Genomic DNA, 26970 nt, shown 5'->3' with positions numbered 1-26970 from the left:
AATCCATGCAATGTTCCAAAGATCTTACGTTTGCGTACAGCTTTTCTTAATAATTCCCCATCGCTAAGTATTTCTACTTAGCGCAAACTTGGGATGCTCCCTATTGGCTAATCGCTTAGTCCAGTATCCGTTAGGCTTACCTTCCATCAAATCTGATGTGTGTTTGTTGTACCACTGGTTAAGTGATTTTAGATGCAGCCCGTCAACAATAAAGCTCGTCTCAACATTGCTAACACAGGTTAGCCAGTTATTTAATCCGTGATCTATACCTAAACATTTGGCGGGATCTAGCTCAGCTTTAATATTGGCTTTTGGATAGACAAACTCAGCGTAGAAAGCGCCATTTCTAGGTAAAATCCTAACTTCTTTTAGTAAGCCAAAATCAAGGTTAGATGGCATTGGCAGAAAGAACTCTTTGAGTCCAAACCATGCTTTGACCTGTAGCCCTAACGGGAAACGGATCGTGTTGCCAACCAATCTCAGCGCTCTTTTGGGAAACGCAACTAATTGATAGCCTTGTTTTCGGTATTTAGGGAATTTAGGGTTTTGCTCTAATTCTCCCTTGCGAGACTTTTTAAGCAACTCAGAAAACGATTTAACTGACTCTCCAACCGACAAGCACGTTTGCACGGCTGCTTCAGATGGTAATGTAGAAAAGTGTTTGTTAGAGCCAAGTTCATTAACCAAGTCGAAACCCGTAACAAATCTTCTGGTTTTGAACCAGATTTGTCGAGCATAGTAGACAGCACAATTATGGAGTTTGTTAGATTCTGAGCAAATATATTCCAAAATAGCCTTCAAATCTTTGTCAGGATTTATTAAGCATTGCTGTACTCCCATCAACTTTTTAGTTTTAGTCATTGTCTCGACCCACAATGTTTTTTTTGACCTCTTTATTATAATATATAATAGTAGATGTCGTGATGTCCATCAACTATTATATTATGCTGGTTCAGGAAGACTATAAAACTCATAATCATGTTAAGTTCTTGGTTAATTATCATTTTGTATTTATCCCAAAACGTAGGAGACGTGTTTTAACTGGTGACGTAGCAACTAGGTTAAGACAAATATTTTTGGAATTGGCAATAGAAAAAGAATGGGATATTTTGGCTCTTGAAGTCGCGCCCGATCATGTACATCTTTTTGTAAGCGCCAAGCCTACCGATACTCCTTATTTAATTGTCAGAGCTTTTAAGGGGCGCTCTAGTCGATATTTGCGTCAAGAGTTCCCAGAACTTTGTAAAATGCCTTCCCTTTGGACTAGCAGCTATTTTGTTAGCACGGCTGGTAACATTAGTTCTGAAGCTGTGAGAAAATATATAGAAGATCCTCACCATGCTTCTAATTAGCCAGTAAGATTAAGGGCAATAAATTGCCTCGCTCGTTTCCCTCTCAGGTCTGAAGACACTGCGTTTCCCACTTACCGTATTATTTTTATGACTGTAATCGCCATCGATTTTGGCACTAGCAATACGGCGATCGCCATGCTTGATGGTGATGGACTGCCCCAGACCATTGCTTTGCCAGAAATTAGCCAAGACTTTGCGGGGAGGCAGCAGGGGGGGGATCGGGTTTGGTTAGTACCGAGTTTGGTTTATATTGCGGGGATTGGCGATCGCCGCTTGGGCAGACAGGCTAAAGAGCAAGCATTATCAAAACGGCTATTTCAAGGGTTTAAGCGTGACCTTGTGGCAAATTTTCGAGCGCCTGCCCGTGAGCTTGATGGTGAATATTATGATGCCGAGGCGATCGCGGCGATATTTTTGGCAGAAATCTGGCGGCGGCTAATGGCAATGGAAACCCTACAGCCGATCACGCATTTAATTTTTACGGTTCCCGTAGGCGCATTTGAGGCTTATCTAACTTGGTTGCGTGACCTTGGGGCAGCGTTGCAACTGCCACAGTTTCAGGTGATTGATGAGTCTACGGCGGCGGCGCTAGGTTACGGGATTACCCGCCCCAATGCCTTGGTGTTGGTAATTGATTTTGGTGGTGGCACATTAGATTTGAGTTTAGTCCGCACCGCGCCGATCGCCAGTGCCTCCTTAGCATATCAAGCCGAAGTAATCGCCAAGTCTGATGCTTACATTGGCGGCATTGACGTGGATCGTTGGATCGCCGAATATTTTTTACGCCAAATTGACGATCAAGGGCGATCGCCATCGGCATCCACTTGGCTGCATTTATTAAAAATTGCTGAGGAAATCAAAATTGACTTATCCATCAACCAAGAAGCAAACGCAGTTTGGTTAGATGATTGGGATCGCGCCCATAAGCTGCAACTTAGCCAAATGGAACTGGCAGAAATTTTGGAACAGCAGCAATTTCTTGAGCAGGTGCGGGAGGCGATCGATGAGGTGCTGTCGATGGGGTTAAATCGGGGTGTCAGTAAGGCGGCGATCGAGCAGATCCTGTTAGTGGGCGGCAGTTGTCAGCTTGTGGCGGTGCAGCAATTGATCGCGTCCTATTTTGGTAAAGCCAAAGTGCGGATGGATAAACCCTTTGAGGCAGTGGCTCATGGTGCTTTGGTACTGAATCAAGCGATCGCGATCGCCGATCATTTGCGCCATAGCTATGCCATTCGTCTATGGGAGCCTTATTTGCAGCAATATGGCTTTTATCCTATTTTTGCAAAAGGAACCCAGTACCCATGCCAAAGTCAAGAGCCTTTAATTTTGCAGGCGGCGATCGCGGGACAGGCAGAAATTTGGCTAGATATTGGGGAAGTGGCGGATATTGCTCAATCGGAAGTTAGTTATGATCGTCAGGGCAGAATGATTAGCAGTCAACTGGTGAAAAAGTCTGATTTTCGCTCCCTCGCGCCAACAGTGCAAGAAAGTCCACAAGTCTGTATTGCCAAACTAGAACCATTGGGGCAACTAGGCAGCGATCGCATTTCCATAAATTTTGCCATTGATGAACGCCGCATTTTAATTGCCACCGTCAGCGACCTGCTCACCGAAAAAGTATTGATCAATCAACAGGCGATCGCTAAATTAGAGTAACCCCAAGTCTCGATTGATTGCCAAAATCCAAATTCTGCTAGGCAATGGCTCAAAATGATATATTTGCTTACAGAGAACAATGCTGGAGCTAGGAAACAATAACAGGCGATCAAGGGTCTGTTTTTGTAGTGAAATCGTTGCGGGAAACAAGTATGACACCAAATGTAGCGACAATCAGAACTAAATCAATAGTAAAGTCTGTCACTGGCACAGCGAAAAAGAGTTGTCTGGGAGTTGTGACAACTAGCGCCATATTTTGGGCGAACTTAGGGGCGATCGCTTTACCGTTGGTTACACCGCCACCCGTATTTGCTCAGTCCGATGAGGCTACTCGGATTCGCGTTTATCAGTCCGCTAGCCCTGCGGTTGTGTCAATTCAATCAAATTCGGGTAGCGGTAGTGGTTCAATTATTAATGCCAAGGGTTTGATTTTGACCAATGCCCATGTGGTGAGAGGGGCAAGCATTGTTAATGTTGCATTAAATGATAAAAGGCAATTTCGGGGGAGAGTGATTGCTAGTAGCCGTAATCCTGATCTAGCTTTGATCCAACTAGAGGGCGTGGCTGATAATCTGCCCACGATCCCGATCGCCAGTTCTAGTTCGGTACAGGTCGGACAGAGTGCCTTTGCCATTGGCAATCCCTTCGGTCGGTTTGCAGGGACTTTGACCACAGGCATCATTAGCCGTATCGATCGCGATCGGCAACTCCTACAAACCGATGCTGCTTTAAATCCTGGCAACTCAGGGGGACCATTGCTGAATAGTCGCGGTGAACTGGTCGGGGTGAATACTGCCATATTTACTGCTAACTCCGCCAATAGTGGCATTGGTTTGGCGATCGAAGCCGATACCGTTAAACGGTTTCTTGCTGATGCTAGTTCTTCTGCCAATAGAGTCGCCACTAATCGCCCCACAGATCCAAACGCCAACATTACCAACTATGCCCAAACCTTTAGGGAAATTCGCCTTAATGGAGCAGCGATCGCTGATATTCTCAATAGTTCCAGTAGAACCTTACCCGATGGCAGCTACTATGAAGGCTATCAATTTCAGGGACAGGCAGGGCAGAGGATTACGATAGATATGCGTAGTGGCAGCATTGATCCTTATTTAGTCTTATTCGCTCCCAATGGGCGCAAGATTGCCGATGATGATGATGGGGGCGGTGGTAAGAATGCGCGGCTAGAGGTGACTTTGCCCATGACAGGGAGATATGTGCTTTATGCCAATTCCTATGAGGTCGGGGTTAGAGGTTCGTTTACGCTATCTGCAAGCATTGAGAATCAATCTAGATACCAGTCCATTCAACCCTCAACTAACTCTCAAACTTTATTAGAAAAGAATGGGGTTTTAGGTCCTTCTAGCCGTATATTTGCAGGGGATGGCACTCGATTTGATGCTTTTACCTTTAATGGTCGTGCAGGACAGGTCGTACAGATAGAAGTAAATAGTTCTGATTTTCATCCCTATTTACTTCTATTTGCACCTAATCGCGAAATGATCAAGGAAAACAATGGACTACCCAGCCGCAAACAAGCAAAAATGATCATCCAATTACCAATTACAGGCACTTACCGCACTATTGTTAATACTTTTGAGCGCAATGGCAGAGGTAAATACAATCTTACGATTAGAACGATTCAATGAGAAATTTAGGACGCATGCAAAAACATCTGTAACTCCACGCTGCATCGTCAGTTCATGAATTGCCTTGATAAATTGCCTTTTCGCGTTCTTTTGTGTAAGTCCTATCTTATCCAAGATTTTACGCTTCCCACTTCACGGAGCCATTGCCAATTCTGGCATTTCTAGCGCGATCGCCCCCAACCGCCCTCTACGAAAATCATGCAAAATCAGTCGCGCCACCTTATCGAGATCCCCTTGAAATTTATTTAATGCCGCCACTTTATGGATATATTCAATGCCCGATGTGACCTGATGCGGCTCAATTTCATAGCGATCGCTCAGCTTCACATTCAACTCCACTAGCAAATCCACCGCCGCCGCCGCCACTAACACATTGTCGTAAGCCGCCTGACCAATATCATCACAGATTGCCAACTTCATCGCCGCATCTTGATCGTAGAGCAAAGGCGGAATTACTCCAGGGGTATCCAAAAGCTCGATTTGATCGGAAATACGAATCCAGCGCAGTTGCCTTGTCACCCCAGGACGATTGGCACTAGCCACCACCCGCTTATTGAGTAAGCGATTAATTAGTGCAGACTTGCCCACATTGGGGAAGCCCACCACCACCGCCCGCACTGGACGCGGTAACATCCCCCGTCCCCGTCGCCGTTCATTTACCTTCTCGCCAGCAGCTTGAGCCGCCTTTAACAAATCTACGATGCCCTTCCCCGCTTGAGCATCGGTAAAATAGACAGTCCGCCCTTGATCGCTAAACTGACGCAACCATTGCGTCTTAGCGATCGCAGGAATTGCATCAATACGGTTACAAACCAGAATATGGGATTTACTTTCCACCCATTTCTCGATCTTAGGATGTTGGCTCGATTTCAAAATCCGCGCATCGCGCACTTCAATGACAACATCAACTAATTTTAAGTTTTCTAATAGTTGCTTTTCAGCCTTAGCAATATGCCCTGGATACCACTGAATCGGAGGTGTTGTCATCGATATATCCTAAAAATAAGAGAGACAGCGCTAAACACTGTCTCTCCTATTATAAAGATTTTGGGGGCGTGGCTTTACCGCGCTCTTAAAGATTTACAAAACCACACCCTTAGGCGCAGGAATTGCAGGCTGGAGATAAATGGTCAAAAACTGCAAACCATTATGGATTAGGTGAGGGAGTTTTTGTACCTTCTTCAACCATTCAGGCGCGTTGGAGTCGTCAATTTTTGAGAGCTTGGCATTATTTTCTTCGCACTTCTTCATGCAGTCCCAAAACTTCGGACTATCTAGATTGAGGGTGACAGGAAATGCCTTGGCTGCGTCACGGTTGGTCTCGCGTAGCACTTCTTCCACATACTTTCTTGTATCCATGCCGATGGATTCATAAAACTCATTGCGAACACAAATATCATTGAGATACATGGTGGCAAATACTGAAAGTAAAAAGAATTTGCTCCAAAGATTAGCCTGAAGACCATTGATATTTTTCTTGTCGCTGCGGAGTAACAGGCTGCAAAAATCACCATGACGGCTTTCATCTTGACACCAATTTTCAAAGAACTTGAAGATGGGATAGATGCGATATTCGGGATGGGCTTGAAAATGTTGATGGATTTTGATGTAGCGCCAGTAGCCGATTTTCTCGGAGAGATAGGTGGCATAGAAAATGAATTTGGGCGCGAAGTACACGTACTTCTTGGTTTTTGATAGGGTCGATAGATCTAGTTGCAGATCGAAGTCGGGCATCGCCTTATTCAAAAATCCTGCATGGCGAGCTTCATCACGGCTCATCAGGCTAAAAATCTCAGCCATCAAGGGGTTTTTGTCTTTGATTTTGACTGCGATTTCTTTGTAAAGCAGAAATCCTGAAAATTCTGAAGTACAAGATCCTTCAAGGAAGACGCGGAAATGCTCTCTCACCTTAGGATCAATATGATCCCAAGATTGGTTAAATTCGGGAGTCCGCACGAAGTGACGGCGATTGTAGTCAAATTTAAATTCTTCGAGGATCGCTTCATAATCTGGCGTGAGATTGAAGATATCCATATTAGCCATCGCTTCAAAGTCGGTGGTGTAGAAGCGTGGAGAGAGAATAGTTTCGCGTCTGCCAGTTCCGTTAACCTTTGGGGTTGACTGAGTTGCTTCGGCTTTAGATGGAGTAGCTACCATAGTCCTTAAATTTGTCTTACTTTTTAACTTTATTTTTAATGTCTAAGTGGCAAAGCTTAGGTAAATTGAATCCCAGAAGCCTGCACCGCTCGCTATGCGAACCGCACAATCCTTCCTTTTGTTTGATTAACTATGCTGTGCCACCTATGATTTACAGTCTAAATACTTATCTAATTGCATATTTTACGCCTAGTGCTCTGTTTATGGGTAGTTGTCATGAGATTTTTATAGATTTATCGCCATTTTTAGCGATCGCTTGTTAAGAAGCATTAAGCTAGCATCACCTTTGATCGGTAATTGCTGTGAGTCCAAAAAGCGATGGGGTTGATTGCCCAAGTTGTTATATTCTCATTCCTTAGCAGGTGAGAGGGGAGCTAAACCTCATTGCCTTACAAAATTGCCTTACAAAATTGCCTTACAAAATATCCCTAAAAGCACGTTTAGTTCGGCTCCAAGCCCAAGAACCCAGCCCAAACACAATCAAACTAAAAACAACTAAGACAATCTGAAAACCAATTTGTTGTTTGCCACTATTGTATGTGCTGAAAGCTTGGGTAAGAAAATCAAGGGATACCGCAATTAGGGCAAGGGGCAAGCTAGCCGCAATATTTTCTCCATTATTTAGTAACCCAAATACCTTGCCGCGCATATTTTCGGGCGTATGTTCTTGGATTGCTGTCCGCATCGGAATCACGATCAATGCGCCATTGATGCCAATAAAAGCGCCGATCGCCCAAGCCAGCCATAAATTTGTCACAAAGGCAAACATCAATAGTCCAAGAGACATTCCCATAAAACCGATGAAGGGTAAAGGGCGACGGGCAAACTTTTGACCAAACTTGCCGAGAATAAAAGAGCCGATCGCCAGTCCCACGCCGACCGATGCCACAAAGGAGCCGAACTCCTCGCGATTGCCCGTCACCACTTCTGCAAGGTTGAGCGATAGCTTTTGCATTGCCCCTAGTACCGCATAGAGCAGCACCAATTGCAACATTGCGCCACCAATTAAATGGTTATGACGCACATATTGAAAAGCCTCACGCAAATCTGTCCAAAGTCCTGAACCAACTTTTTTGGGGTGAATAATTTCATCTTGGGGCAGATTGAATAGAAACAACCCTGAGATCAGATAGAGGCTGCCCAGTAGCACCTCGCGGCTATAGGCGATCGCATTGGGAAATAGGGAGATGGTTAGGGACAATAATGGCGCACCGATGGCAAAGCCCACAATCAAAGAGCCAACCTCGGTAATGGTGAATAGGGCATTGGCGGGCATGAGATCCTTTTTAGGAACTACAAGGGCGATCGCTGACTGTTCCGCAGGGGCAAAAATATTGGTGAGGGTAGAAATGATGAAGGTGAGTAATAGCAATACACCCATTGATCGCGGCGCAAAGGGCAGGACAAAAATACAAGCCGCCCTTAAGAAATTACATAAAATCATCACCTCGCGTTTGGGGTTCCAGTCTACAAAAATGCCAGCGATCGATCCCAAAAATACCGCAGGTAAGGTCATCGCGATCATAATCGAAGACTCCCTAGTATTGACATCACTGCCCCCATCCGCCACTGCTAGGGCAATCAGCAAGATTAGTACCACCTTATCAACTAGTTGGGCTAAAATTTGCGCCAGCCACAACGACAAAAAGTGACGATTACGCAAGACCCCTAAGTATCCAGCAGGCGAGTTTAAATCAGGTTCTGACATGAATGAATTTGATTGGCTTAATTAGCAGTCATTAACATCTTAGAATTGATTGCGATCGCCAAACCGTAATCCCCCCATAATCCAGCTAATTAACCGATCTAATTTCTGTAAAAAGGCTCTTTTTATACCTCTAGATACCTTACGAAAATTGTAGTAAAAGAGAATATCAATCATATCTTCTGTGGTGAAATATTTTAAATAAGATACGCCTTGATCAATGCGAGCGTCACTATATTCTAGATAGACTTTTTTGCCAATTTGCTCTGATAGATTCCATTTATCTGCAAAATACATCTGTATTTCCTGTTGATATTTACTAAAAACACTAACGTTTTCTTTGTTACTAGGATTACTAGACCTATCTTTTAAAGTATCTTTTGAATTATCTTTTAAAAAATTATCGATATATTTAACCGCAATTTCTGCCCCCTGCATGCCATGACGAATCCCCTCACCCCCTAAAAAATTTACGGTCGAAACTGCATCACCGATCGCCACTATGCCATTTCGGTAATACACATCCTGTAAACCACTAGAATATTCTAAAATTGAGCCATGAATCTCCACAAGATCGTAATGCGCTAACTGCATATAGTCTTTAATAATTGATTCTGTATATTGTCGCAAAGGTTGAGTTTCTTTAATGATTTGATGAGGGGCATTAATCCAAGCAGAACCAATTTTTAATTGATGATTATCCATTGGGAAAATCCAAGAGTAACCCCTAGGACTCCATTTATATCCTAAGAAAAATATCAATGAGTCAGCATACTTATGATATTGCTCTGGACTAACTTTAATTAAATATTCAATGCCCGTAGCTTTGTAAAAATCAGGACGCTCCTGTTTATTTGCATACATGACTGCACGGCTATAACCTGTTGCATCCACTATTAACCGCGTCTTGACCTGCATAGTTTCACCATGCTTAGGCTTAAGATGCACAATCATTGAGCGATCGGCAGCTTGAATGTGTTTAATATAACGGTGTCCTAGCCACACCTCACCACCATAATTGACGGTATCTTCAGCCAGAAATTCGCGCAATTTCTGAAAGTCAAATACCACGCCTAAATTTTGATTAGATTGCCACTGTCGGGCAACATTACTAGAGATTATTTCTAGCCTGTGCCAATATCTGGCAACAACTTTTGATGGCAAATCAAATTGCTTTAAAATCGGTAAAGGACTAGCCGCACTAGAGAAATTATTAATCGCGAAGGATTCATGCTGTTCTATTAATAAAACTTGATGTCCTGCCTTTGCTAATAGCCGCGCACAATGTCCACCTGCGGGACCTGCCCCAACGATAATAACTTCAAATTCTTTCATGTTTACTGATTTACTGACTGTCTGCCATGGCTACAGCTTGTTGAGATTTTTCGGTTGCAAGCCTATTCTTCTAAAATAACATCTTTCGCTTCAAACCCCTTTTTCCCTTTTGCAACTAAAAAACTAACCTTCTGCCCCTCATCCAAACTTCCATGGCAACTTGGGTCTAAATTAGAAATATGCACAAATATATCTCTTTTTCCAGCATCTGTACTAAGGCTAATAAAACCAAATCCTTTTTTAAGATCAAAAAATTTCACAACACCAATTTGTCTTTTATCAGAATCTATCATAAGTTTTTATCAGAAATTATAGAAAAATACAACTAAATCAATAAACTTCAAACTACAGTAAATCTACAAACTACAATACTTTAAACATATCTAGCCTCCCCATACTGTAACACACTAAAGTCGGGATCGAGTAGGTATGGCATTTTTGTTTTTCCCCATTCTTAGGGTTAACTCGCTACTCCGTTCGACATTTTTATCTCTATTTCTATTAAAAGGAATTACATCGGCAGATGCCATTTCCCTTGCCGATCTAATTAATAAACCTGCAATCAATAAGCAAGATATAGTCGAGCTACCACCATAACTTAAAAATGGGAAAGGCAAGCCTGTAGTTGGCAATACGCCTGTTGCTACACCAACATTTAATAGGGCTTGAACAACTACTAAGCAAGTCGAGCCTAGGGCAACTAAACGGGTTACAGGATCTTTGCACTTATATGTCACAGATAAACCGATAGTGCCGTAAATCATTACTAAAAGTAAGAGGCAAATACCACCAAACAAACCAAATTCTTCAGCGAAAATTGCAAAAATGAAGTCAGTATATTGAATCGGCAAAAATAACTTTTGTTGCGATAAGCCAAAGCCTGTCCCCCAAATACCGCCTGAGCCGATCGCCATCAAGCTCTGTACCAATTGATAGCCATCTCCCGCCTGATCTTGCCAAGGATCAAGAAATGATAAAATGCGCCGCCTCTGATATTCTCGAAAAGTGACACTAGCGATCGCCACACCCACACCCATCGCCGCCGTCCCTAACATCTGAAAACTGGGCAAACCTGCCCCTAACGCCATCAACCATAGCGTAATTCCACAGAGCGCGGTCACACTCAAACTAGGCTGCATCAAAATTCCACCTAGCACCAACAGAAAGGTAACTAACCAAAACGCCTTAGTTTTCCAAGGTGTGCGCTGCCAATTGCCAAATAGTTGCGCCGCTTGCAGGATTAAAAACGGCTTAATTAGCTCCGATGGTTGCAGTAAAAACGAACTAGAACCCACTGATAGCCATCGGGTTGCCGCATTGCGAGTCGTGCCAACCCCAGGAATATGGGTGGCATAGAGCAGGGCTAAAATGATGAACAACATTACGGGGCTGATTTTGAGAATTAATCGCAGGGGCAAATGTACAACCGCATTAAACAGCAGCAGCCCAATTATCGCCCAAGCAATTTGATATTTGAAATAGAGCGTGCCATCCTTAAAAGCTAGATCGGCAACTGGATAAGATGCCGAAAATAGCACCGCCAGTCCTGCAAATAGCCATAGAAAAGTAAGCCAACGCAACAATCTCGCTTCAAAAGCCCATTTGTCAACGGTGCGATCAAAAAATGGAAATACCTGAAAGATCTGAAATATCTGAAGGATTTTCACGGCAGGCAAGTTTTTTGCAAGTTTAGGTTGAAAGTATAACCTAAAGTCAATAGCGGTGCGCGGCAAAGCCACACACCGCTATTGATTACTGGGAAAAAGCGCCGATATTAATTGGCGGTCAGCCATTTTTGGGCTGTCAAGCGTTGAATTACGCCAAATACTAATAGGGCTAAAGGGGCTTTACGCTCATCGATCAGGAATGGCTCAATGGTACTGGGCGATCGCCCCGCATCAGCACAAGAAAAAGCTTTCTGAGCATTAATATCCGCCTTAGAAAAATACACAGTAAACTGTCGCAGTCCTTGCGCCCATAGACCACGCACCTGATAATTGGCAAACTCTAATTGCAAATCAGTTACTCCCTGCTTGACAAAGGCTTGACTCAGAGCGGGTAAATAATGGGCATTAATAAATTCCTCGAAGGGCAGTTCTTCGAGCGCTGGTGGTTTTTCGGCTTTTGGTTTTGCCTTAACCTCAGGAGCAGGATTAGGAATATCAGACATAACTTTAAATTTTTGTGAATTAATCCTAGATGAACAAGATGCAGCCTTTCATGGTTTCGAGCTTTGTGTAAGTACGATGAAAGAAGTGCTTTGCGCCGCTTTCATCGTATTGGGGTTTTATTTACTGGGCTTCAGTGTTGATAATTTGCGGTAATCCCATACTGTAATTTAGCGATCGATGGTTGAGATTGTAAGTAACTTCGCCTTGCTGAAGTAGCGATCGCACAAAATGCTCCAAGTCGGAACCGATGCGGCGCAAATTATAATCGGTCAAATCTGCACCTTTATATTCAGCCACAAGTTGATCAAACTGGCGATACACCTTTTGTAGAGCGCCATCCGTCCAGTTCAGTTCATTGTCGGGGTCAACATCAAGGGTCAGAGTGTTGTCACTATCAAGTAACTCATCATTCTGCTCATCGACAACAGCAGCATAAATCTGAATATGGCGAGTCGTAGATTTTAGCGGCATAGGAGTATGTAGCTTAGTTAAGTTTTCTAACCCTAGATTACAGCGCTTTGGGCTGAATTAAAACCTAGAATCAAGTCAAGTCTTATAAGCCCAGCAAAGCTGTACTTGCGAGTTTAGAAAGGAATATCATCATAGTCAGGGGTATCAGCTATGGGCGCTGCCATTGGCACATAGGCACTGGGGGCGGCACTTGGCATTGCATTAGTGGGCGACTTAGGAGGTGCGGCGGGCGGCACTTGACGGGGTTGGCTGGCGGTGACGTTAGATGGGCTAGGGGACATCACAGCACCACTAATCCCATATACACGCTGAGCAACTACCTCAGTGCGTTTTTCCTTATAGGTTCCACGATCAACGGTGTCAATCCGCAAGCGCCCCTCCACTACAACCTGATCCCCTTTGTGGTATTTTTCCATAATTTCATCGGCGAGGTTATTCCAACCAACCACCTTAATGCGATAGGGAGCATCATCGGCACGTCCACCCGCAAACTGTACGAGAAATGAAGCGATCGAGCTTTGGTTGTCAGGGGTACGCCGTAGCTCTGGATCGGTTAGCACTTCTGCCATTAAGACTATGGAATTCATAGAAAATCTATCGAAGGTTTGTTCCTTCAACTTTACAATATTTATAGTGCTTTGCGCTCAAACCCATATTTCCTTGTGGGCAATAACCAGATATCAATGACAGAGTGCTAACATTTTTGGTATAGATTAGCCTAGCGTCCATGCTGACTGTTAATGCAATTATCGTTACCACAATTATTCTTGATATCGGGATTCAGTCCGTGATTATCGATAGGATCTTGCGAGCTAAACAAAAAAAACAACGGCGGGAAGAAGTGGAAGAAGAGAACCTTACTCGCTACGAGTCCAACACGTCTAGCGATCAGCCTAAGGGCTGGGAATTCAAAATTTTGCGTACTGGTAGTGGCGGTTTCCGCAGCCGCAAAGTTTTAAATAGGGTTTGCGCTGAAGAGGCACAAGCAGGCTGGATTTTGCTGGAAAAGATGGATAACCATCGCTTGCGGTTTAGGCGACCTGTCACCGCCCGCGATCGCGATCATCAGTGCAAGATCGATCCCTATCGCACCCGCTATGGCATTTCCGAGATCGTAGAAACTTGGACAACTATCATCATTTTGCTAATCATTATGGGTGGAGCCGCTCTTTTAGGATTTTCAGCCATGAATCGTTTTTTTGGTGACTGGCAAACCCGTGCTGTCCGCCAAGCGCCAAGCCTCGGTAATGGACTGGGCGACAACTCGATCCGCCAATCACCTAGCCCCACACCGCCCACTAGCCCTTAAAAAATGTATGAAAGCAATCCTCATGACCACCGCAGGGGAGGCAAATGTCCTAAAAGTTGCTGACATTGCCGAACCCCAATTAAGCTCACCCACCGATATCTTAGTCAGACTCAAAGCCGCAGGGATCAATCCCATTGACATCAAACTGCGGAGTCGTGGCACATTTCATCCCCATCGCTTGCCATCGGTGCTTGGTTGTGATGGGGCAGGCATTGTCGAGGCGATCGGCGCGGCTGTCACTAAATTCAAAGTTGGTGATGCGGTTTACTTTTGTAATGGCGGACTTGGCGGACATCAGGGCAACTATGCCGAGCTAACGACCATTGATGAAAAATTTGCCGCCCATAAGCCCCAATCCCTCAGTTTTGAAGAGGCGGCGGCGGCTCCATTGGTGCTGCTCACCGCATGGGAAGCCCTCTACGATCGCGCTCGATTGCAAGCCAATCATCACGTTCTGATCCATGCGGGGGCGGGCGGCGTTGGTCATGTGGCGATCCAACTGGCAAACATCAAAGGCGCAAAAGTCTGTACCACCGTTGGCTCAGAGGCTAAGGCAAGATTTGTGAGGGATTTGGGTGCAGAATTAGCGATCGCCTATAAGCAGGTAGATTTTGTACAGGCGGCGATGGCTTGGACAAAGGGCAAGGGCGTAGATATCGCCTTTGACACCGTTGGCGGCAAACTGATCGAGCAAACTTTTGCTGCCGTAAGCATCTACGGCGATCTGGTCACAATTTTAGAACCCCCCGCCGATCTAAGCTGGAAAGTGGCACGTACCCGTAATCTCAGATTTAGCTTTGAGTTAATGCTTACACCCATGCTCATGGGTGACATTGATTTACAAGTTCAGCAAGCCCAAATCCTCAAGGAATGCGCCGAATTATTTGATCAAGGCAAGCTCAAAATCCATGTCAGCGAAGTATTTAAACTCGAAGATGCTGCCAAAGCGCATCAACTATTAGAAGCTGGCTCGATGACAGGCAAATTAGTTTTGGCAAGTTGATTTTGGCAATTTAGCGAAATACCGCCAACTGTTCCATTTGCTTTTCATTGACAATACTCAAAACTTGGCGCTTAGGATCGATCACCAGCCATCCCTTATCTTTCAGCTTTTCCATTACCTTATTCGTATCATCGGGACTAACTTCTGACAAATCGGCTATATCTTGAATCGGTAAATTGAAAATATCTATCCCCGCCTCATTTTTATTGCCATAGGTATTTGCCAAACCCATTAGCACTGCCGCAATTCTCACCGCAGGCACTTGTTGCCGCAATTGAGTACGCTGATTCGTCTTGCGTAATCGGCGTACCATTAGTTGCAACATCCGATGGTGCAGTTGTGGATCTCTAAATAAAAATTGAATAAATTTTTGGGCAGGTACGCTCAAAACCCGCACAGAGGTAAACGCAACCACATCCGTAGATCTTGGTGACTCGTCAAGAATCGCCATTTCACCAAAAAAGTCACCTTTCCCCAATACGGCTAGGGTAGTTGCGTCTTGGCTTCGCAAAAAGCGTACCTTTAGCCAGCCCGACAAAATAAAGTAGACTGCATTGCCCCAAGCGTCTTCCATCAGTACCGCCCGCCCCGCAGGATAATCTCTCTCAACCGCTTCAGACAAGAGCCAGTCCAGAGTTTCGGCACTAGCAGCATCGAAGAGGGGAAATAGCTCCTTAAAGATATCCGTTTGCATAAGGATTGTTAAATTTTAGTCACTATCTTATCGTGCTTTGGGTGATGATCTAAAAGTGTTGTCACGCTTTTGGGTCTTTAATGAAGGCGAGCGCTGCCACTCGCCTTTTGGATTTAACAAGATGGCGACAGCCATAGTATCGTTATGCGCCCATCACTTCATAACCAGAATCCACATAAATAATTTGTCCCGTCACCGCACTAGATAGATCGCTACCCAAGAAAGTTGCCACATTGCCAACGTCTTCAGGGGTGACAAGGCGGCGCAAAGGAGCAGTTTCTTCGTAATGATGTAGCATTTTATGAAAATCGCCGATCGCTGCGGAAGCTAGGGTGCGGATTGGTCCTGCTGAAATTGCATTGACACGAATGTTGTCAGGTCCCATGTCAGAGGCAAGGTAACGCACATTCATTTCTAGCGCTGCCTTGGCAATACCCATCACATTGTAATTAGGTACGACCTTAGCACCGCCAATATAGGTAAGGGTAATGACGCTACCTCCGTCTTTCATCAATGGTTTGGCGGCGCGACAGAGATGAATTAAGGAGTAAGCGCTAACATCAAGGGCGAGCTGAAACCCTGCACGGGAAATATCGGTAAAGTTACCAGATAAGTCTTCTTTATTGGCGAAAGCGAGGCAATGCACCAAAATATCAATCTTTTGCCACTGCTCGGCAACTGAGGCGAATAATGTATCAACCTGTGCGTCATCCTGCACATTGCAGGGCAGTAAAAAACTAGGTGATAGCGGCTCAGTCAGTTCGGCAACTTTGGTTTTGTTGCGATCGCGATCATCTGGCAAATAGGTGATCCCCAGCGTTGCTCCTGCTTGGTGTAATTTTTGAGCAATGCCCCAAGCGATCGAGCGGTTATTGGCGATCCCAGTCACAAGAGCAGTTTTCCCGCTCAAATCTAGCAAACCCGTCATGTATATTTCCTAAAGTAAACCTTCTAGAACTTTATCATCAGTTGGGGCGCAGACATTCAATGTAATAAATTGTGAAACTGTTACTAAGCAAGAGTTTCACAATTTATTGCATTTGCTTGAAAGCCTTTAAGCTGTTGTTTTTCCAAAATGCCTAAAGACAAACCTTTGCGGCTAAAAACCAAAATTAGCACTTGCGGCAAGAGGTTCAATGGCTCTTTGTAAAAAGCTTAGCGCTAGAAAAGCCAGCATCGGCGAAAAGTCCATGCCGCCAAGGGGGGGGATAATCGAGCGAAATAAGTTTAGATAGGGATCGGTGATTTGGGCTAGGGCGGCAAAGGGCTGGTTGTACCACTCAATATTGGGAAACCAAGTTAGTAATACGCGAATAAAGAGCAGGCCCAAATAGATGGAAATGAATGAGCTAACTGTACCAAGAATGACTGCCATAGGAGATTTGCGATGAATTGGTTAGAGGTAAAATGCCAAGTTACCGAATGGGCGTTTAAATTAAGATACATCATAGCCCATAGCCGTTTTGATTAGCTTTCGCTGACATTGTAGTCGGGACGCATAATCTCGCGTACAGGTTCTACTGATATGGGTTTGCGTCCTTTTTTATCTTCGGCGATCGCCAGTTCTTGACTGACAGAATCAATGGCAGCATTAAGCTGAGCAATCTTTTTTTCTAAGTTACGCCGCGCAAATTCGTTAGAGGTTTGGGGTTTGTCGAGCATTGCTTCACCATCATTGGCGCGATCGCTAATTTCGTCCTCTGGTTCGCTGAGTTTGATCGCCACCAAAGCGCCAACTAAGCCGCCCACGGCAGCACCAAACAAAAAGCCTCCCCAAAAATTACCTGAATTGTCTGCCATAGCTTCACCATGTTGATTGCAACAGTCTCTGATTGTATCGTAAATCAAAACCTGCTACTGCAATTTTTGAAGTACCACAGCCTATTACAGCGCTTTGGGCTGACTTAAACCTCAGAGCATCTTTCAAAGGCATTGCTTCGCGCCGCTTTAAAAAATTTCTACATACCACTTAAAGACTCAATAGACCGTATTAATTTCGCCCGCTTCATCCAATCGTTTCACTACGCCACAGATCAACAAAATGCTTAGATCTTGTTATATTTGTGACTTTGTTATATTTGTTATATACTTTGTTAAATGGATCTATCAATTTACGACTTTGACACAATTTGACACAATTTGATCGCGAGAAACCATGAAAATTTTACATGGTACTTGGATTCCCGATCATAATAATGGCTTTATCCAGACAGAAAATTTTTATGTTTGGGTAGAAACTGCGACAACGGCAGCGATCGCCTCAACCAAACGCAAGTCAACCAAAGCCGCAAAAGTATCTGAGGGGCTATTGCCAAAGCACCCCGCAAGTTTGACAGAATCAGATTTAAAACTATTCCTATATAATGATAAATTCAAACAGCTTATTGCCTTAAATAAGAACGCAATTCTGGATTAACGCATTAAAAAGCTAGCCAAGCTAGGTAAATCAGAAAAAGCCTGACAGTTGATACAGACGATGTAAGATTGCCATAATTTTTTTATCATAATTAATATCTTCCGCCCATCTGCCGCTTAGTTGCCCAAGGAGGGGAGCAGTGCCGCGCTTAACTAGGCTAAATCGAGGATCAACTAGAGGTTGCCTCAGAGGTTGGGTACTGGCATAGGCTTTGAGATGTTGAATTTGCGCTCTCACACCAATGCGGCGATCGCTGAAACTATCACCCCTCACCCCATTACCGATCGCGCCAATGCCGCCAAAGTTGTTTTGTCCTGACTGGACATCCCCCCCGAAATGCAAAAAACCAGTCTCTAAACACATCTGACAAAAGGCAATGTCATAATTTACCCCTTCGATCGCCGCCTCCTCTCGATAGATACTGGGCAGATCTCCATACAAATATAAAGGAGCGCGATTGAGTTTGAGCAGTCGCAGCAATTGCACCTCTGAGGTCAGACCATCTGCCATGATCCTGTCTATGCTGCCCATATTAATGGCACATTGTTTTGCCGAATTTACTTCTAGTGATGGTGGCTGCGCCAATACTGTCTGCCCCCATATTCGCTCAACCCCATGATCGACAGCCAAAGTGGCGATCGCGCCCATTCCTAGTTGGAGCAGTTGCTTTCTTCTCATAGTTAAATTAGAGGTTTACTAGGGGCAATCATGTAGATGACATCTCGGAAATCATTCGGGCTTGATGGTAAATAAATCTGGCGTGGTCTGACAAGGAGGGTTTGATGGATATTGGGTGCGGGGGTCGCTGCAACTACGGGGGTCTTGGGTATAGGCAGCAGCAGCATTGGCAAAGGGAAATAGCAAAAATGCAGTGGAAGCAATAGAGAGCAAGAACTTCATAATTAAATTAACCTTTAGTGAGTAATGATTGAGAATGATCGGCTCGGCAGCAATCAAGCATGATGCGCCTATACAGAACAATGCTTATGCTTGAATTTGAGATGGTCGGCGGCTGACCAAAATAGTTGCGCCTCTTCATGGGAACAGTTGACAATCAAGGCTTCAATGTCATTGAGCAAAGTGTTCAAACCATTGGCATGGCTATGAGAACGTAATTTCTCAAGGTGGCGATCGCTGACATGATTGCTAATAGTTAACTCAATAGCAATTTCTGGCTCATGATCAAAACCGCTAAATGGCTGGAGCAATCTTGGCTGAAAAAGATAGCCATAGATGGGAGGGGTGGGAAAAGCATCACTCTGCATAGTTTTTTAGTAGTGGGTGATAGGGTGATTGACAGGCTTAGCACTGATCGCATTGGACAGGTGCATTTGGGGATAGGTGAGGTCGGCGAGAACTTCTAAAATGCGGCAAAAATCTCTGTTCTTGCGGCGAAAGTCTAGAAAACAAGGAATTTCTGATCGCTGTATGTTCCTGTGCAGATATTGGCGAAGATGGCTAATTGACTGCCAAAAACTGTTGATCTCTTCATGGGTACAGGTAGCTAAAAAATTTTCGATATCGAGCAACAGTTGCACAATGCGATCAGCTATCTGGGGACGCAGGACGGGCGATCGCTTGCTGCTTTTAGGGCAGGGCGAGCTTGCGATTGATTGCAGATTTTGTCGGGGCAGATGATGGGTGGCGCTCATGTTTCAATGCCTCTGTTTGTGAGGGTAAATGAGGAAAGGTCGTTTTTTGTCGGAAAACGTTGTTTCCCTGTTGCCATATACTCAAACCAGTGCTAAAAGACTTAAAGATTTCTTTATGTGAGGATAAGTGAGGCAAGTGGTATATGAAATTTAGTTGAGTGCGGCAAAGGGTTGGCATCGGTTGGATGCACATTAAGTTCGCTTTTTCCCAACGAGGGATAGCATAGGACTTAGATCATGATTTTGATACCAGAAAAAATAGTGTTTTTTGTCATTAATTGCATGATCAATTTGATTGAATAGGCAGATTTGAATAGGAGATTATAAAAGCTGATTCTAAAAGCTGATCTCAAAGACGGTAAATACAGCATTTGATCTTTAAAATAATCTCACAAAAATCAATGACAGCTTATAGGATTAAGTGAACTTATTTTGACAAATTATCAAATCATGTTTCTAAATGTAATATCTAGTAGATACTGCTATTTACGACAATGCTAAATATTTATCTAACTGGACTTAAGGGCTGTAAATAAGCCTTATCAAGGATCATGAGAAATATATAGGTCATAAAAAATCGTAAAAATCTGTATGGAAATCAAGTAGATGTCAGACTAAATCGTAACCTTGATAAAAACAGACAAAATCTATTGTAATTACTAGGATCTATGGTATTTATCTAACGTGAAAAACAAGATGATATTGATTAAAAGTATCTCACTAACCTTCTTAGTAGTTATTAGCTTTAATTTCTAAGTAATGAGGTTTAACAATATGAACAAGCTTGTTTTGATCATCACTTTCCAAACACTGACTGAGACATCACCGAGACATTAATTTAAGAGGAATTAAACCCATGACCACTATCACTGCTAATGAAGCGATCGCCATTGTTGATGCGGCTTTACCCCACAAGCGGCTCAACTATATTCAGGAGCAACTATTTCGCCAAACTTGGGAGGGCAGAACCTACAGCGAGATTGCCGAAACCTGTGGCTACGACTCTTCGTACATTCGTGATGTCGGCTATCGACTCTGGAAGACCCTATCAGATGCTTTTGGCGAACGGGTGACTAAGCATAATTTGCAAGTGGTGGTGCGGACTTATGGCAATAAATTGGTGAATTCGCAGATCACTGTTACAAATCAAGTTATGAATCAACAGCCTCACATACTGTCCAACTTTAGTGAGGGTATTTGTGAGGCTGTTTGTGAGGGTGGATCACAAGCGATCGCCGTCCCTCATTTGTCAAATCAAAGTATCAATCATCACAATGTGATCAAGTTCAAGCGCTGCGATTGGGGGAGTGCCATTGACACTTCGATTTTTTATGGTCGTACTGAAGAAATGACGCTAGTCAAAAATTGGGTGATTGGCGATCGCTGTCGGTTGCTGGGCGTGTTTGGTATTGGCGGCATTGGCAAAACTGCCTTTGCCACAAAATTGGCTGAGCAGGTGCAAGAAGACTTTGAACTAGTGGTATGGCGATCGCTGCGGAATGCGCCATCGGTGGAGGGCTTGATTGCGGAATTAATTAGCTTTTTGACAAATCAGGCGATCGCCGCCTTGCCGCAGGACTTTGACAGTTTATTAAATATGCTGATTCAAGCTTTGAAGCAATCACGCTGCCTGATCGTGCTAGATAATGGCGAGTCTATTCTTCGCAGTGGCGCAACCAATGGACAGTACAACGATGGCTATGAAGGTTATGGCGAATTGTTGCGACAGGTGGGACAGGTGCGCCATCAGAGTTGTGTGATTGTGACCAGTCGCGAGATGCCCTCAGAGGTGCTACCCCCCGATAGCAATGACACCATGGTGCGATCGCTGCAACTGAATGGACTGCAAGAAGAAGCGCGACAAATGTTTCGCCATGAGCTGGCGATCGCCCCTGAGACTACACAGCTAATTGATTTTTATCGTGGTAATCCCCTAGCGCTCACGGTCGTCTCCCGTTCCATTTACAGCATGTTTGATGGCGATGTGCAGACTTTTTTGGAGCAGGAAACTAATGTATTTGGCGATATTCGTCACTTAATCGATCAGCAATATGCGCGTCTGTCAGATTTAGAACAGAAGGTGATGTATTGGTTAGCCATTGAAAGAGAAGCAATTAATACTGACAATCTGCGTCAAGATATTGTGCCGATGGTTTCTAAAGCCCAAATTCTGGAATCGGTGAGTTCATTACGCTGGCGATCGCTAATTGAGAAGCAGTCCCACGGCTATACCCAGCAGCCTGTGGTGATGGAATATATGACCGAACGACTGATTGATTTTGTCTATAATACCGCCATTGAGAGTGAACCAGAATTCTTAATGCAATATGCCCTCGTGCAACCTCGCGCCGAAGATTACATTCGGGAAACCCAAGTGCGGCACATTCTCCAACCCCTCAGCGATCGCCTCTTGGCTCATTACGGTAGTGCTGACTCCATGCAACGGGAACTAATGGCATTATTAGAAATTCTGCGGGAGCGACAAACGGCGATCGGCTATGCCCATAGCAATGTTCTCAATCTAGTTCGCGCCTGCCAAACCGATCTCACCAAGAGCTTCTCACGCTTTCCCGAACAGGTGACTGCCTACTCCGATCTGCAAGTTTTGGAACGTTTGCTAGAGAGCGATCGCGCAGGTGGACTTGCCACTTGGGATCATCGCATTCCTTGGGCAAATAATCCCCTCGCCCAACAAACTTCTGAATCAAAAAATCAAATTCGCAGCAAAAATCTTTACTATCAATGGACAGAAGGAGCGCTGGAACAGTTGCAACAGGAAATGCGCCAACAACCTAAATTACGCAAACAGTACCATGCTTGGCTAAATGAAACCCAATTCGCGGCGATCGATGCTGATTTTGAAGCGGTGCAAATCACGGACATTCACCACCAACCCGTTGAGGCCAGATTAGTATTCATCAATGAAGTGAATATTGTCGAGCCACCTGTGGGACTGCCAACTCCCAGCGATCGCCGCATTCAGGCAAGGCAAAAACTTAGTTAAATCAAATATGAATTTACCAATTCCTTTTGACCTCTCAGGGTTTCGCTATCACGTATGGCTCGAATGTATTATGAGACACATTTACAAACCTCATTAAGTCGATTAAAATTATGGATATTCAAATATTAATTTGAATATCAAATTTGATCGCTACATTTAGCTTTTCGTTTAGCTTTTCGTTTTGAGTTTGCGACAGTATCTATTTTTTCTAGGTCAAGCAAATATGCAAAAAAAAACTACCCCAGTTTATCCTCAAGGCTAAATACCCCTAAATCAGGCTCTAAACCAGTTGTGTCATCCTTAAACAGAAAAGTAATTGTTGCAACTTTATCTTCCTCGGCATTAATATTTGTATCATGTGGGAATTTAAACCAGTCAAACAACCAACCAACAGGGACAAATACGGGAATTCAGATCAAGCTTTTATTTGGTAGCGCCCTTGGCGATTTTTGTCAGCAAGCGGCTGTCAAATTTAATCAGCAGAAGCCGAAACTCGATAATGGACAGGAATTTTATATTGCCTGTGAGGTTAAGGGTAGTGGGGATGTGGTGGCGGATGTGGTCGCTCAATCACAGCAGTTTAAGGCGGGAAAATTAGCGGCAGGTGCGCCAGAGTTACCTGCGATCATTTCAGTGGACGGGGAAATCTATCAGAATCAATTGATTTTCCAAATTAATCAAATTTTCCCAGGACAGAATTATATTCCCGCGATCGCTGACTCGCCCTTAATTGCCAGCAGCCCGATGGTATTCATGACCTCGCCCGAAGTGGCACAGGGATTGAGCAAACTGAATGCGCCATTTAAAACCTTTGTCAATGCCAATGTCCTGAAGGATATCTCACCCACCGCAGGCGTGATTCCTTTCACCTATGTGCATACTGCACCCACCCGTTCCAATTCGGGACTGCAAAGCTTAGTTGCCCAATATGCGGAAGTTTCGGGCAAGCGTCCTGAACAGTTGACGGTGGCGGATGTGCAGACCTATCAAAATCAGGTCAAACAGATTCAAAGCAAAGTCACTCGTTACGGGGTTTCCACCAATGCTCTGGCTAAGGCAATGGTGACGAATGGGCAGTTTTGGGCGGCGATCGGTTCGGTGTATGAGTCTTCGGTGATTGCCGCTAACTCCAGTCTCCAAGCTGGACAGCCCCGTTATCAGGCGGTTTATCCTAAATCCACCTTCTCATCGAATATGCGGGCGATCGTCCCGAATGCACCTTGGATGGATGCCAATAAAAAAGCCGCCGCCCAAAAGGTTGTCACCTATTTGCAATCCAATGAAGCGCAACAAATTCTCACAGAGCTAGGTTTGCGCCCAGGCACTCCTGGGGTGGCTTTAGGGGCAAAGTTCACTGCCGATTTTGGAGTCGATCCACAGGCGAAGTATGATTCCTATCGTCCGCCACAGCCGCAGGTAGTGGAAGCGATGATCAAGAATTGGCAAGAACAAGCTAAAAAGCCATCACTAGTGACGGTGGTAATTGATACTTCAGGCTCGATGAAAGGGGCAAGGATTGCGGCGATGCAGGCGACTTTGCAAGCCTATGTCAATAGCTTAACCCCAAAAGATACGATCGCCATGATGGATTTTAATACTGTGATTAATGCGCCTGTGGTGATTGAAGGTACACCAGAGGGCAAGGCTAAGGGCTTGCAATATGTGGCTTCGCTGAAGGCATCAGGTCAAACAAAACTCTATGATGCGACTTTGGCGGGGCGAAATTGGTTGCAGCAAAATCTGCGGAAGGATGGCATCAATGCTGTTCTTGTGCTTACCGATGGTGCAGATTCAGGTTCTTCTATTCCTATCAATCAATTACTTACGGAATTGAAAAAAAGCGGCTTTGAAACTGACCAGAGGATTTCGGTATTCACCATTGGCTATGGCGATGAGAAGGAATTTAACCCCAAAGCCTTGCAGGATATCGCCCAGCAAAATGCAGGTTATTACACCAAGGGCGAACCTGAAACGATCGCCCGTCTCTTAGCCGATATCCAAGTGGAATTTTAAAGGATCGTCCTCAAGTATGAAACTAGCCAATCCTCTCTACTATCCCCTTGCCGTTGCTGCTGGCGGTGTTGTGTTGGTGCTAACCGTGCGCTTTGCTAACTTGCCGATCGCTCTTGGATTGCCAATTTCGGCAGCGATCGCCACTGGGGGCGCAGTCTTTCTCAAACGCAATGAGCCTGAATCCTTAGGAATTGGCGATCCTGAACTGGAGCTAGAGATTATCGCGGTCAAACAACAGGCGATCGCCCTGACCCAACAGGCGCAAATACTGAGGGCAGAATCGGGCAAACTCCTTGCCGAAGCTGATCAGATGGATTTATTGGTGGCGGTGCAATATGCCTGCGATCGCGCCTCCGAATTTCCTAGCAAAATAGATTTACTAGTCCGAAAATTAAAAGGAGGAAATGCCCTATTATCAATTCAAGATTTAGAACAGCAGCTAATACAGGTCAAGCAAAAGCTCCGCAACAGCACAGGCATTGCCTCAACCCAATTACAGGCACTCGCCGCAGGTTTGCAACGCAATATCGATCTGGTGCGCGGCGGTGAAAGTGCGAGACAAGCACAGGTTGCGAGTTTAGCCACCTTGATTGTGGATGCTTCTGGGGTGTTGCAAGCATTGCAAAACAAACTGCGGGTGGTCAACCTCATGGATTTACAACAAACAGCCGAACTGCGATCGCTAACCGATGAGTTAAGTTGTTTCCAAGAAAATGCCGAATTGTTACTAGCCAAGTGATCCCCCTCAATCCCCCTTAAAAAGGGGGAAGAAGAAAATTCTAAATTCTCCCCCCTTGTAAAGGGAGGCTGGGGGGGATCTAAACCTTAAAACGTAAAAAGGAATTCAAAATCATATGTCAACCACTTTTAGTCCTAAGAACCTTCAGTTTGTCCCGCTCACTCCCGCCCAAAAGCAAAAAAATCTCTTTATTTCCTTGGGCATTAGTGCATTATCGATCGCCTTAGCGATCGCGCCAATTCCCGGACTCAACCAAAAAATTATCATTGTCACAGGTACAGAACTTCAAGAACCATTGCAAGCCCTGCAAGAGAAATTTAAGCAAACCCATCCTAATATTCAATTGGAACTAAAATTCCAAGGTTCTCAAGATATCGTCAATCGCTATATCGACAATAAAAATGACTTTACGCCCACAGTTCTCATTCCCGCCAATGCTGAAAGCTTAAAAGAATTGCAAACGCGCTGGCAATCACAAAATGGTGGCGATGCTTTTTACGAACAACCCAGAGCGATCGCCAAAACCATGCTCGTGGGCATTGCATGGGCAGAACGCGGCAAAGTACTATTTCCCAAGGGCAGTTTTAATTGGAATCGCATCGAACAGGCGATGCAAGCAGGTAACTGGCAGGCGCTCGGCGGCAACCCTAGCTGGGGCAGCTTTGATTTTGTCACCACCGATCCCACCCGCTCCAATAGTGGACAGCTTACCCTCGCATTGTGGGCGCAGTCCAAACTCGGCACAGCCCCCACTGCCCAAAATCTCAACAGTCCCAATATTGCGGCTCTATTTGGTTTAGTGAAGCGATCGGTCTATCAGCCGCCATCATCCACCGATACTTTGTTAAAGGAATTTATTACTAGGGGTGAAAACGATGCTGATATGGGCATTGTCTATGAAAGCGTTGTTTTGTATCGTTGGCAGCAATCCGCAACGACACAGGGCAAACCCTATCAAATCTATTACTTCAGCCCCACTATTGAGACCATCTCAACGGCAGCGATCGCCAAGCGCAACATTGACAATAGCCAAGCCGATGCAGCGCGTAAGTTTATCGATTTTCTCACTCAACCCGAACAGCAAGCGGTATTCGTCCAATATGGATTTCGCCCAGTCGCTAACAATCTCGATTTAAAAGCAATTCCCAACAGCCCTTGGAATCAAAATATCCCAGGAGCAGAGGTCAAGCCCAATGTCGAGGCGATCGCCTCTCCTAATAATGAAATTCTGTCAGAAATCAAGCGCCTATGGGAACGCGCCAATTAAATTAGCAAAAAGCAAATAAAAGTCCTGAAGTTGGTGCAGTCCCTAACCCGTAAAAATCATGTTGATATTTTTCTTGAAATCAAGATCTTTTACGTTTGGTAATATTAAATACTTTATTAAACTTACCTGTCCAAATGTAATTAGAGATGCCATTAAAAATATTAAAGGATAGCTAAAATAAAATGGCAATTTAATAATACTAATTAAAGGAATATGCCATAAATAAATCCACATACTATTTTGAGCATTAAATAAAACTATATTAGTAATCTTTAGCTGACGGGGCGACAAAAGATATGGGAAGTATGAGTAGATGGGGATTTGAGGATTTAAGATAAAAAAGATAGGTCAAGTCATAGTAAGTATGACCTATCTAG

Annotated in this window: 27 protein-coding genes and 1 pseudogene; 10 read left to right on the top strand and 18 right to left on the bottom strand. The window is 44.5% G+C overall.

Annotation, left to right across the window (positions count from 1 at the left end; all coding sequences use genetic code 11):
• Positions 1-63: 63 nt before the first annotated feature.
• Positions 64-861: an RNA-guided endonuclease InsQ/TnpB family protein gene (locus H6F44_RS16660; protein ID WP_190352155.1), complete on the bottom strand. Its 798-nt coding sequence runs from the start codon at positions 859-861 to the stop codon at positions 64-66.
• An 83-nt stretch (positions 862-944) separates the two neighbouring features.
• Between H6F44_RS16660 and tnpA the strand changes: the two genes are divergently transcribed.
• The 3 genes from tnpA to H6F44_RS16645 all read left to right on the top strand — a co-directional run bounded on the left by tnpA (position 945) and on the right by H6F44_RS16645 (position 4657).
• Positions 945-1352, top strand: coding sequence for an IS200/IS605 family transposase (gene tnpA, locus H6F44_RS16655; RefSeq protein ID WP_190352159.1), 408 nt, complete (start codon positions 945-947; stop codon positions 1350-1352).
• 87 nt (positions 1353-1439) lie between these two features.
• A complete protein-coding gene (locus H6F44_RS16650; RefSeq protein ID WP_190352154.1) occupies positions 1440-3008 on the top strand; it encodes an Hsp70 family protein in 1569 nt (522 codons plus the stop codon).
• Positions 3009-3160: 152 nt separating this feature from the next.
• The gene (locus tag H6F44_RS16645; RefSeq protein ID WP_190352153.1) at positions 3161-4657 is read left to right on the top strand and encodes a S1C family serine protease; all 1497 of its coding nucleotides are present in this window, start codon (positions 3161-3163) and stop codon (positions 4655-4657) included.
• A 132-nt stretch (positions 4658-4789) separates the two neighbouring features.
• Here H6F44_RS16645 and ylqF read toward each other — a convergent pair whose 3' ends face one another.
• The 9 genes from ylqF to H6F44_RS16600 form a co-directional block, all read right to left on the bottom strand.
• The gene (gene ylqF / locus H6F44_RS16640) at positions 4790-5644 is read right to left on the bottom strand and encodes a ribosome biogenesis GTPase YlqF (RefSeq protein ID WP_190352152.1); all 855 of its coding nucleotides are present in this window, start codon (positions 5642-5644) and stop codon (positions 4790-4792) included.
• Between the two features lie 93 nt (positions 5645-5737).
• A complete protein-coding gene (gene acsF, locus H6F44_RS16635; RefSeq protein WP_190352151.1) occupies positions 5738-6814 on the bottom strand; it encodes a magnesium-protoporphyrin IX monomethyl ester (oxidative) cyclase in 1077 nt (358 codons plus the stop codon).
• A 415-nt stretch (positions 6815-7229) separates the two neighbouring features.
• The gene (locus H6F44_RS16630; RefSeq protein WP_190352150.1) at positions 7230-8522 is read right to left on the bottom strand and encodes an MFS transporter; all 1293 of its coding nucleotides are present in this window, start codon (positions 8520-8522) and stop codon (positions 7230-7232) included.
• A gap of 39 nt (positions 8523-8561) precedes the next feature.
• A complete protein-coding gene (locus H6F44_RS16625; protein WP_190352149.1) occupies positions 8562-9854 on the bottom strand; it encodes an NAD(P)/FAD-dependent oxidoreductase in 1293 nt (430 codons plus the stop codon).
• A 62-nt stretch (positions 9855-9916) separates the two neighbouring features.
• Positions 9917-10147: a cold shock domain-containing protein gene (locus H6F44_RS16620; RefSeq protein WP_190352148.1), complete on the bottom strand. Its 231-nt coding sequence runs from the start codon at positions 10145-10147 to the stop codon at positions 9917-9919.
• Between the two features lie 114 nt (positions 10148-10261).
• A complete protein-coding gene (locus H6F44_RS16615; RefSeq protein WP_322096243.1) occupies positions 10262-11521 on the bottom strand; it encodes an FtsW/RodA/SpoVE family cell cycle protein in 1260 nt (419 codons plus the stop codon).
• Between the two features lie 107 nt (positions 11522-11628).
• Positions 11629-12024: a DUF2996 domain-containing protein gene (locus tag H6F44_RS16610; RefSeq protein WP_190352147.1), complete on the bottom strand. Its 396-nt coding sequence runs from the start codon at positions 12022-12024 to the stop codon at positions 11629-11631.
• 121 nt (positions 12025-12145) lie between these two features.
• Positions 12146-12496, bottom strand: a complete 351-nt coding sequence (locus H6F44_RS16605) for an NAD(P)H-quinone oxidoreductase subunit M (RefSeq protein ID WP_190352146.1) — start codon at positions 12494-12496, stop codon at positions 12146-12148.
• Between the two features lie 113 nt (positions 12497-12609).
• Positions 12610-13083, bottom strand: coding sequence for a single-stranded DNA-binding protein (locus H6F44_RS16600; protein ID WP_190352145.1), 474 nt, complete (start codon positions 13081-13083; stop codon positions 12610-12612).
• A gap of 140 nt (positions 13084-13223) precedes the next feature.
• Here H6F44_RS16600 and H6F44_RS16595 point away from each other — a divergent pair, with 140 nt between their 5' ends.
• Together H6F44_RS16595 and H6F44_RS16590 are read left to right on the top strand one after the other, a co-directional pair.
• Complete coding sequence (locus H6F44_RS16595; RefSeq protein WP_190352144.1) at positions 13224-13805, top strand: hypothetical protein; 582 nt, start codon at positions 13224-13226, stop codon at positions 13803-13805.
• Between the two features lie 7 nt (positions 13806-13812).
• Positions 13813-14808 (top strand): zinc-dependent alcohol dehydrogenase family protein, encoded by a 996-nt coding sequence (locus H6F44_RS16590; RefSeq protein ID WP_190352143.1) that lies wholly within the window; start codon positions 13813-13815, stop codon positions 14806-14808.
• 10 nt (positions 14809-14818) lie between these two features.
• Here H6F44_RS16590 and H6F44_RS16585 read toward each other — a convergent pair whose 3' ends face one another.
• From H6F44_RS16585 to H6F44_RS16570, 4 genes are all read right to left on the bottom strand, one after another.
• Positions 14819-15502, bottom strand: a complete 684-nt coding sequence (locus H6F44_RS16585) for a Crp/Fnr family transcriptional regulator (RefSeq protein WP_190352142.1) — start codon at positions 15500-15502, stop codon at positions 14819-14821.
• Between the two features lie 142 nt (positions 15503-15644).
• Positions 15645-16421 carry an enoyl-ACP reductase FabI gene (fabI, locus tag H6F44_RS16580; protein WP_190352157.1) on the bottom strand — a complete coding sequence of 259 codons (777 nt, stop codon included), beginning with the start codon at positions 16419-16421 and terminating at the stop codon, positions 15645-15647.
• A 180-nt stretch (positions 16422-16601) separates the two neighbouring features.
• Positions 16602-16877: a YggT family protein gene (locus H6F44_RS16575; protein WP_190352141.1), complete on the bottom strand. Its 276-nt coding sequence runs from the start codon at positions 16875-16877 to the stop codon at positions 16602-16604.
• A gap of 92 nt (positions 16878-16969) precedes the next feature.
• Positions 16970-17302, bottom strand: coding sequence for a hypothetical protein (locus H6F44_RS16570; protein ID WP_190352140.1), 333 nt, complete (start codon positions 17300-17302; stop codon positions 16970-16972).
• Between the two features lie 355 nt (positions 17303-17657).
• On the opposite strand from H6F44_RS16570, the gene H6F44_RS16565 reads away from it, so the two are divergent.
• Positions 17658-17918: a hypothetical protein gene (locus H6F44_RS16565; protein WP_190352139.1), complete on the top strand. Its 261-nt coding sequence runs from the start codon at positions 17658-17660 to the stop codon at positions 17916-17918.
• Between the two features lie 30 nt (positions 17919-17948).
• Here H6F44_RS16565 and H6F44_RS16560 read toward each other — a convergent pair.
• From H6F44_RS16560 to H6F44_RS16545, 4 genes and pseudogenes are all read right to left on the bottom strand, one after another.
• Positions 17949-18446: pseudogene (locus tag H6F44_RS16560) on the bottom strand (glucosaminidase domain-containing protein); the annotation flags it as partial.
• Positions 18447-18647: 201 nt separating this feature from the next.
• Positions 18648-18818: a hypothetical protein gene (locus H6F44_RS16555; RefSeq protein ID WP_190352137.1), complete on the bottom strand. Its 171-nt coding sequence runs from the start codon at positions 18816-18818 to the stop codon at positions 18648-18650.
• Positions 18819-18886: 68 nt separating this feature from the next.
• On the bottom strand, positions 18887-19183 hold the full coding sequence (locus H6F44_RS16550) for a hypothetical protein (RefSeq protein ID WP_190352136.1): 297 nt from the start codon (positions 19181-19183) through the stop codon (positions 18887-18889).
• Between the two features lie 6 nt (positions 19184-19189).
• Positions 19190-19570, bottom strand: coding sequence for a hypothetical protein (locus H6F44_RS16545; RefSeq protein ID WP_190352135.1), 381 nt, complete (start codon positions 19568-19570; stop codon positions 19190-19192).
• Positions 19571-20426: 856 nt separating this feature from the next.
• Between H6F44_RS16545 and H6F44_RS16540 the strand changes: the two genes are divergently transcribed.
• From H6F44_RS16540 to H6F44_RS16525, 4 genes are all read left to right on the top strand, one after another.
• On the top strand, positions 20427-22574 hold the full coding sequence (locus H6F44_RS16540; RefSeq protein ID WP_190352134.1) for an NB-ARC domain-containing protein: 2148 nt from the start codon (positions 20427-20429) through the stop codon (positions 22572-22574).
• Between the two features lie 291 nt (positions 22575-22865).
• Positions 22866-24587, top strand: coding sequence for a VWA domain-containing protein (locus tag H6F44_RS23810; protein WP_199302166.1), 1722 nt, complete (start codon positions 22866-22868; stop codon positions 24585-24587).
• Positions 24588-24603: 16 nt separating this feature from the next.
• A complete protein-coding gene (locus H6F44_RS16530) occupies positions 24604-25326 on the top strand; it encodes a hypothetical protein (RefSeq protein ID WP_190352133.1) in 723 nt (240 codons plus the stop codon).
• 115 nt (positions 25327-25441) lie between these two features.
• On the top strand, positions 25442-26593 hold the full coding sequence (locus tag H6F44_RS16525) for a substrate-binding domain-containing protein (protein ID WP_190352132.1): 1152 nt from the start codon (positions 25442-25444) through the stop codon (positions 26591-26593).
• Positions 26594-26970 lie beyond the last annotated feature (377 nt).

Source organism: Pseudanabaena cinerea FACHB-1277 (assembly GCF_014696345.1).
GTDB classification, from domain to species: domain Bacteria; phylum Cyanobacteriota; class Cyanobacteriia; order Pseudanabaenales; family Pseudanabaenaceae; genus Pseudanabaena; species Pseudanabaena cinerea.
Note: the sequence above shows the minus strand (reverse complement) of the source record. Positions and strands in the feature narration are given on the sequence as shown.

Excerpts from the sequence above, each read along its gene's own strand:
- H6F44_RS16650 (WP_190352154.1), top strand. The coding sequence starts at position 1,440 with ATGACTGTAATCGCCATCGATTTTGGCACTAGCAATACGGCGATCGCC.
- H6F44_RS16620 (WP_190352148.1), bottom strand. The coding sequence starts at position 10,147 with ATGATAGATTCTGATAAAAGACAAATTGGTGTTGTGAAATTTTTTGAT.
- tnpA (WP_190352159.1), top strand. The coding sequence starts at position 945 with ATGCTGGTTCAGGAAGACTATAAAACTCATAATCATGTTAAGTTCTTG.
- H6F44_RS16575 (WP_190352141.1), bottom strand. The coding sequence starts at position 16,877 with ATGGCAGTCATTCTTGGTACAGTTAGCTCATTCATTTCCATCTATTTG.
- H6F44_RS16545 (WP_190352135.1), bottom strand. The coding sequence starts at position 19,570 with ATGAGCGCCACCCATCATCTGCCCCGACAAAATCTGCAATCAATCGCA.
- H6F44_RS16570 (WP_190352140.1), bottom strand. The coding sequence starts at position 17,302 with ATGGCAGACAATTCAGGTAATTTTTGGGGAGGCTTTTTGTTTGGTGCT.
- H6F44_RS16605 (WP_190352146.1), bottom strand. The coding sequence starts at position 12,496 with ATGCCGCTAAAATCTACGACTCGCCATATTCAGATTTATGCTGCTGTT.
- H6F44_RS16590 (WP_190352143.1), top strand. The coding sequence starts at position 13,813 with ATGAAAGCAATCCTCATGACCACCGCAGGGGAGGCAAATGTCCTAAAA.
- acsF (WP_190352151.1), bottom strand. The coding sequence starts at position 6,814 with ATGGTAGCTACTCCATCTAAAGCCGAAGCAACTCAGTCAACCCCAAAG.
- H6F44_RS16595 (WP_190352144.1), top strand. The coding sequence starts at position 13,224 with ATGCTGACTGTTAATGCAATTATCGTTACCACAATTATTCTTGATATC.
- H6F44_RS16565 (WP_190352139.1), top strand. The coding sequence starts at position 17,658 with ATGAAAATTTTACATGGTACTTGGATTCCCGATCATAATAATGGCTTT.
- H6F44_RS16660 (WP_190352155.1), bottom strand. The coding sequence starts at position 861 with ATGACTAAAACTAAAAAGTTGATGGGAGTACAGCAATGCTTAATAAAT.
- H6F44_RS16530 (WP_190352133.1), top strand. The coding sequence starts at position 24,604 with ATGAAACTAGCCAATCCTCTCTACTATCCCCTTGCCGTTGCTGCTGGC.
- H6F44_RS16525 (WP_190352132.1), top strand. The coding sequence starts at position 25,442 with ATGTCAACCACTTTTAGTCCTAAGAACCTTCAGTTTGTCCCGCTCACT.
- H6F44_RS16600 (WP_190352145.1), bottom strand. The coding sequence starts at position 13,083 with ATGAATTCCATAGTCTTAATGGCAGAAGTGCTAACCGATCCAGAGCTA.
- H6F44_RS16630 (WP_190352150.1), bottom strand. The coding sequence starts at position 8,522 with ATGTCAGAACCTGATTTAAACTCGCCTGCTGGATACTTAGGGGTCTTG.
- H6F44_RS16645 (WP_190352153.1), top strand. The coding sequence starts at position 3,161 with ATGACACCAAATGTAGCGACAATCAGAACTAAATCAATAGTAAAGTCT.
- H6F44_RS16550 (WP_190352136.1), bottom strand. The coding sequence starts at position 19,183 with ATGCAGAGTGATGCTTTTCCCACCCCTCCCATCTATGGCTATCTTTTT.
- H6F44_RS16610 (WP_190352147.1), bottom strand. The coding sequence starts at position 12,024 with ATGTCTGATATTCCTAATCCTGCTCCTGAGGTTAAGGCAAAACCAAAA.
- H6F44_RS16540 (WP_190352134.1), top strand. The coding sequence starts at position 20,427 with ATGACCACTATCACTGCTAATGAAGCGATCGCCATTGTTGATGCGGCT.
- ylqF (WP_190352152.1), bottom strand. The coding sequence starts at position 5,644 with ATGACAACACCTCCGATTCAGTGGTATCCAGGGCATATTGCTAAGGCT.
- H6F44_RS16625 (WP_190352149.1), bottom strand. The coding sequence starts at position 9,854 with ATGAAAGAATTTGAAGTTATTATCGTTGGGGCAGGTCCCGCAGGTGGA.
- H6F44_RS16585 (WP_190352142.1), bottom strand. The coding sequence starts at position 15,502 with ATGCAAACGGATATCTTTAAGGAGCTATTTCCCCTCTTCGATGCTGCT.
- H6F44_RS16555 (WP_190352137.1), bottom strand. The coding sequence starts at position 18,818 with ATGAAGTTCTTGCTCTCTATTGCTTCCACTGCATTTTTGCTATTTCCC.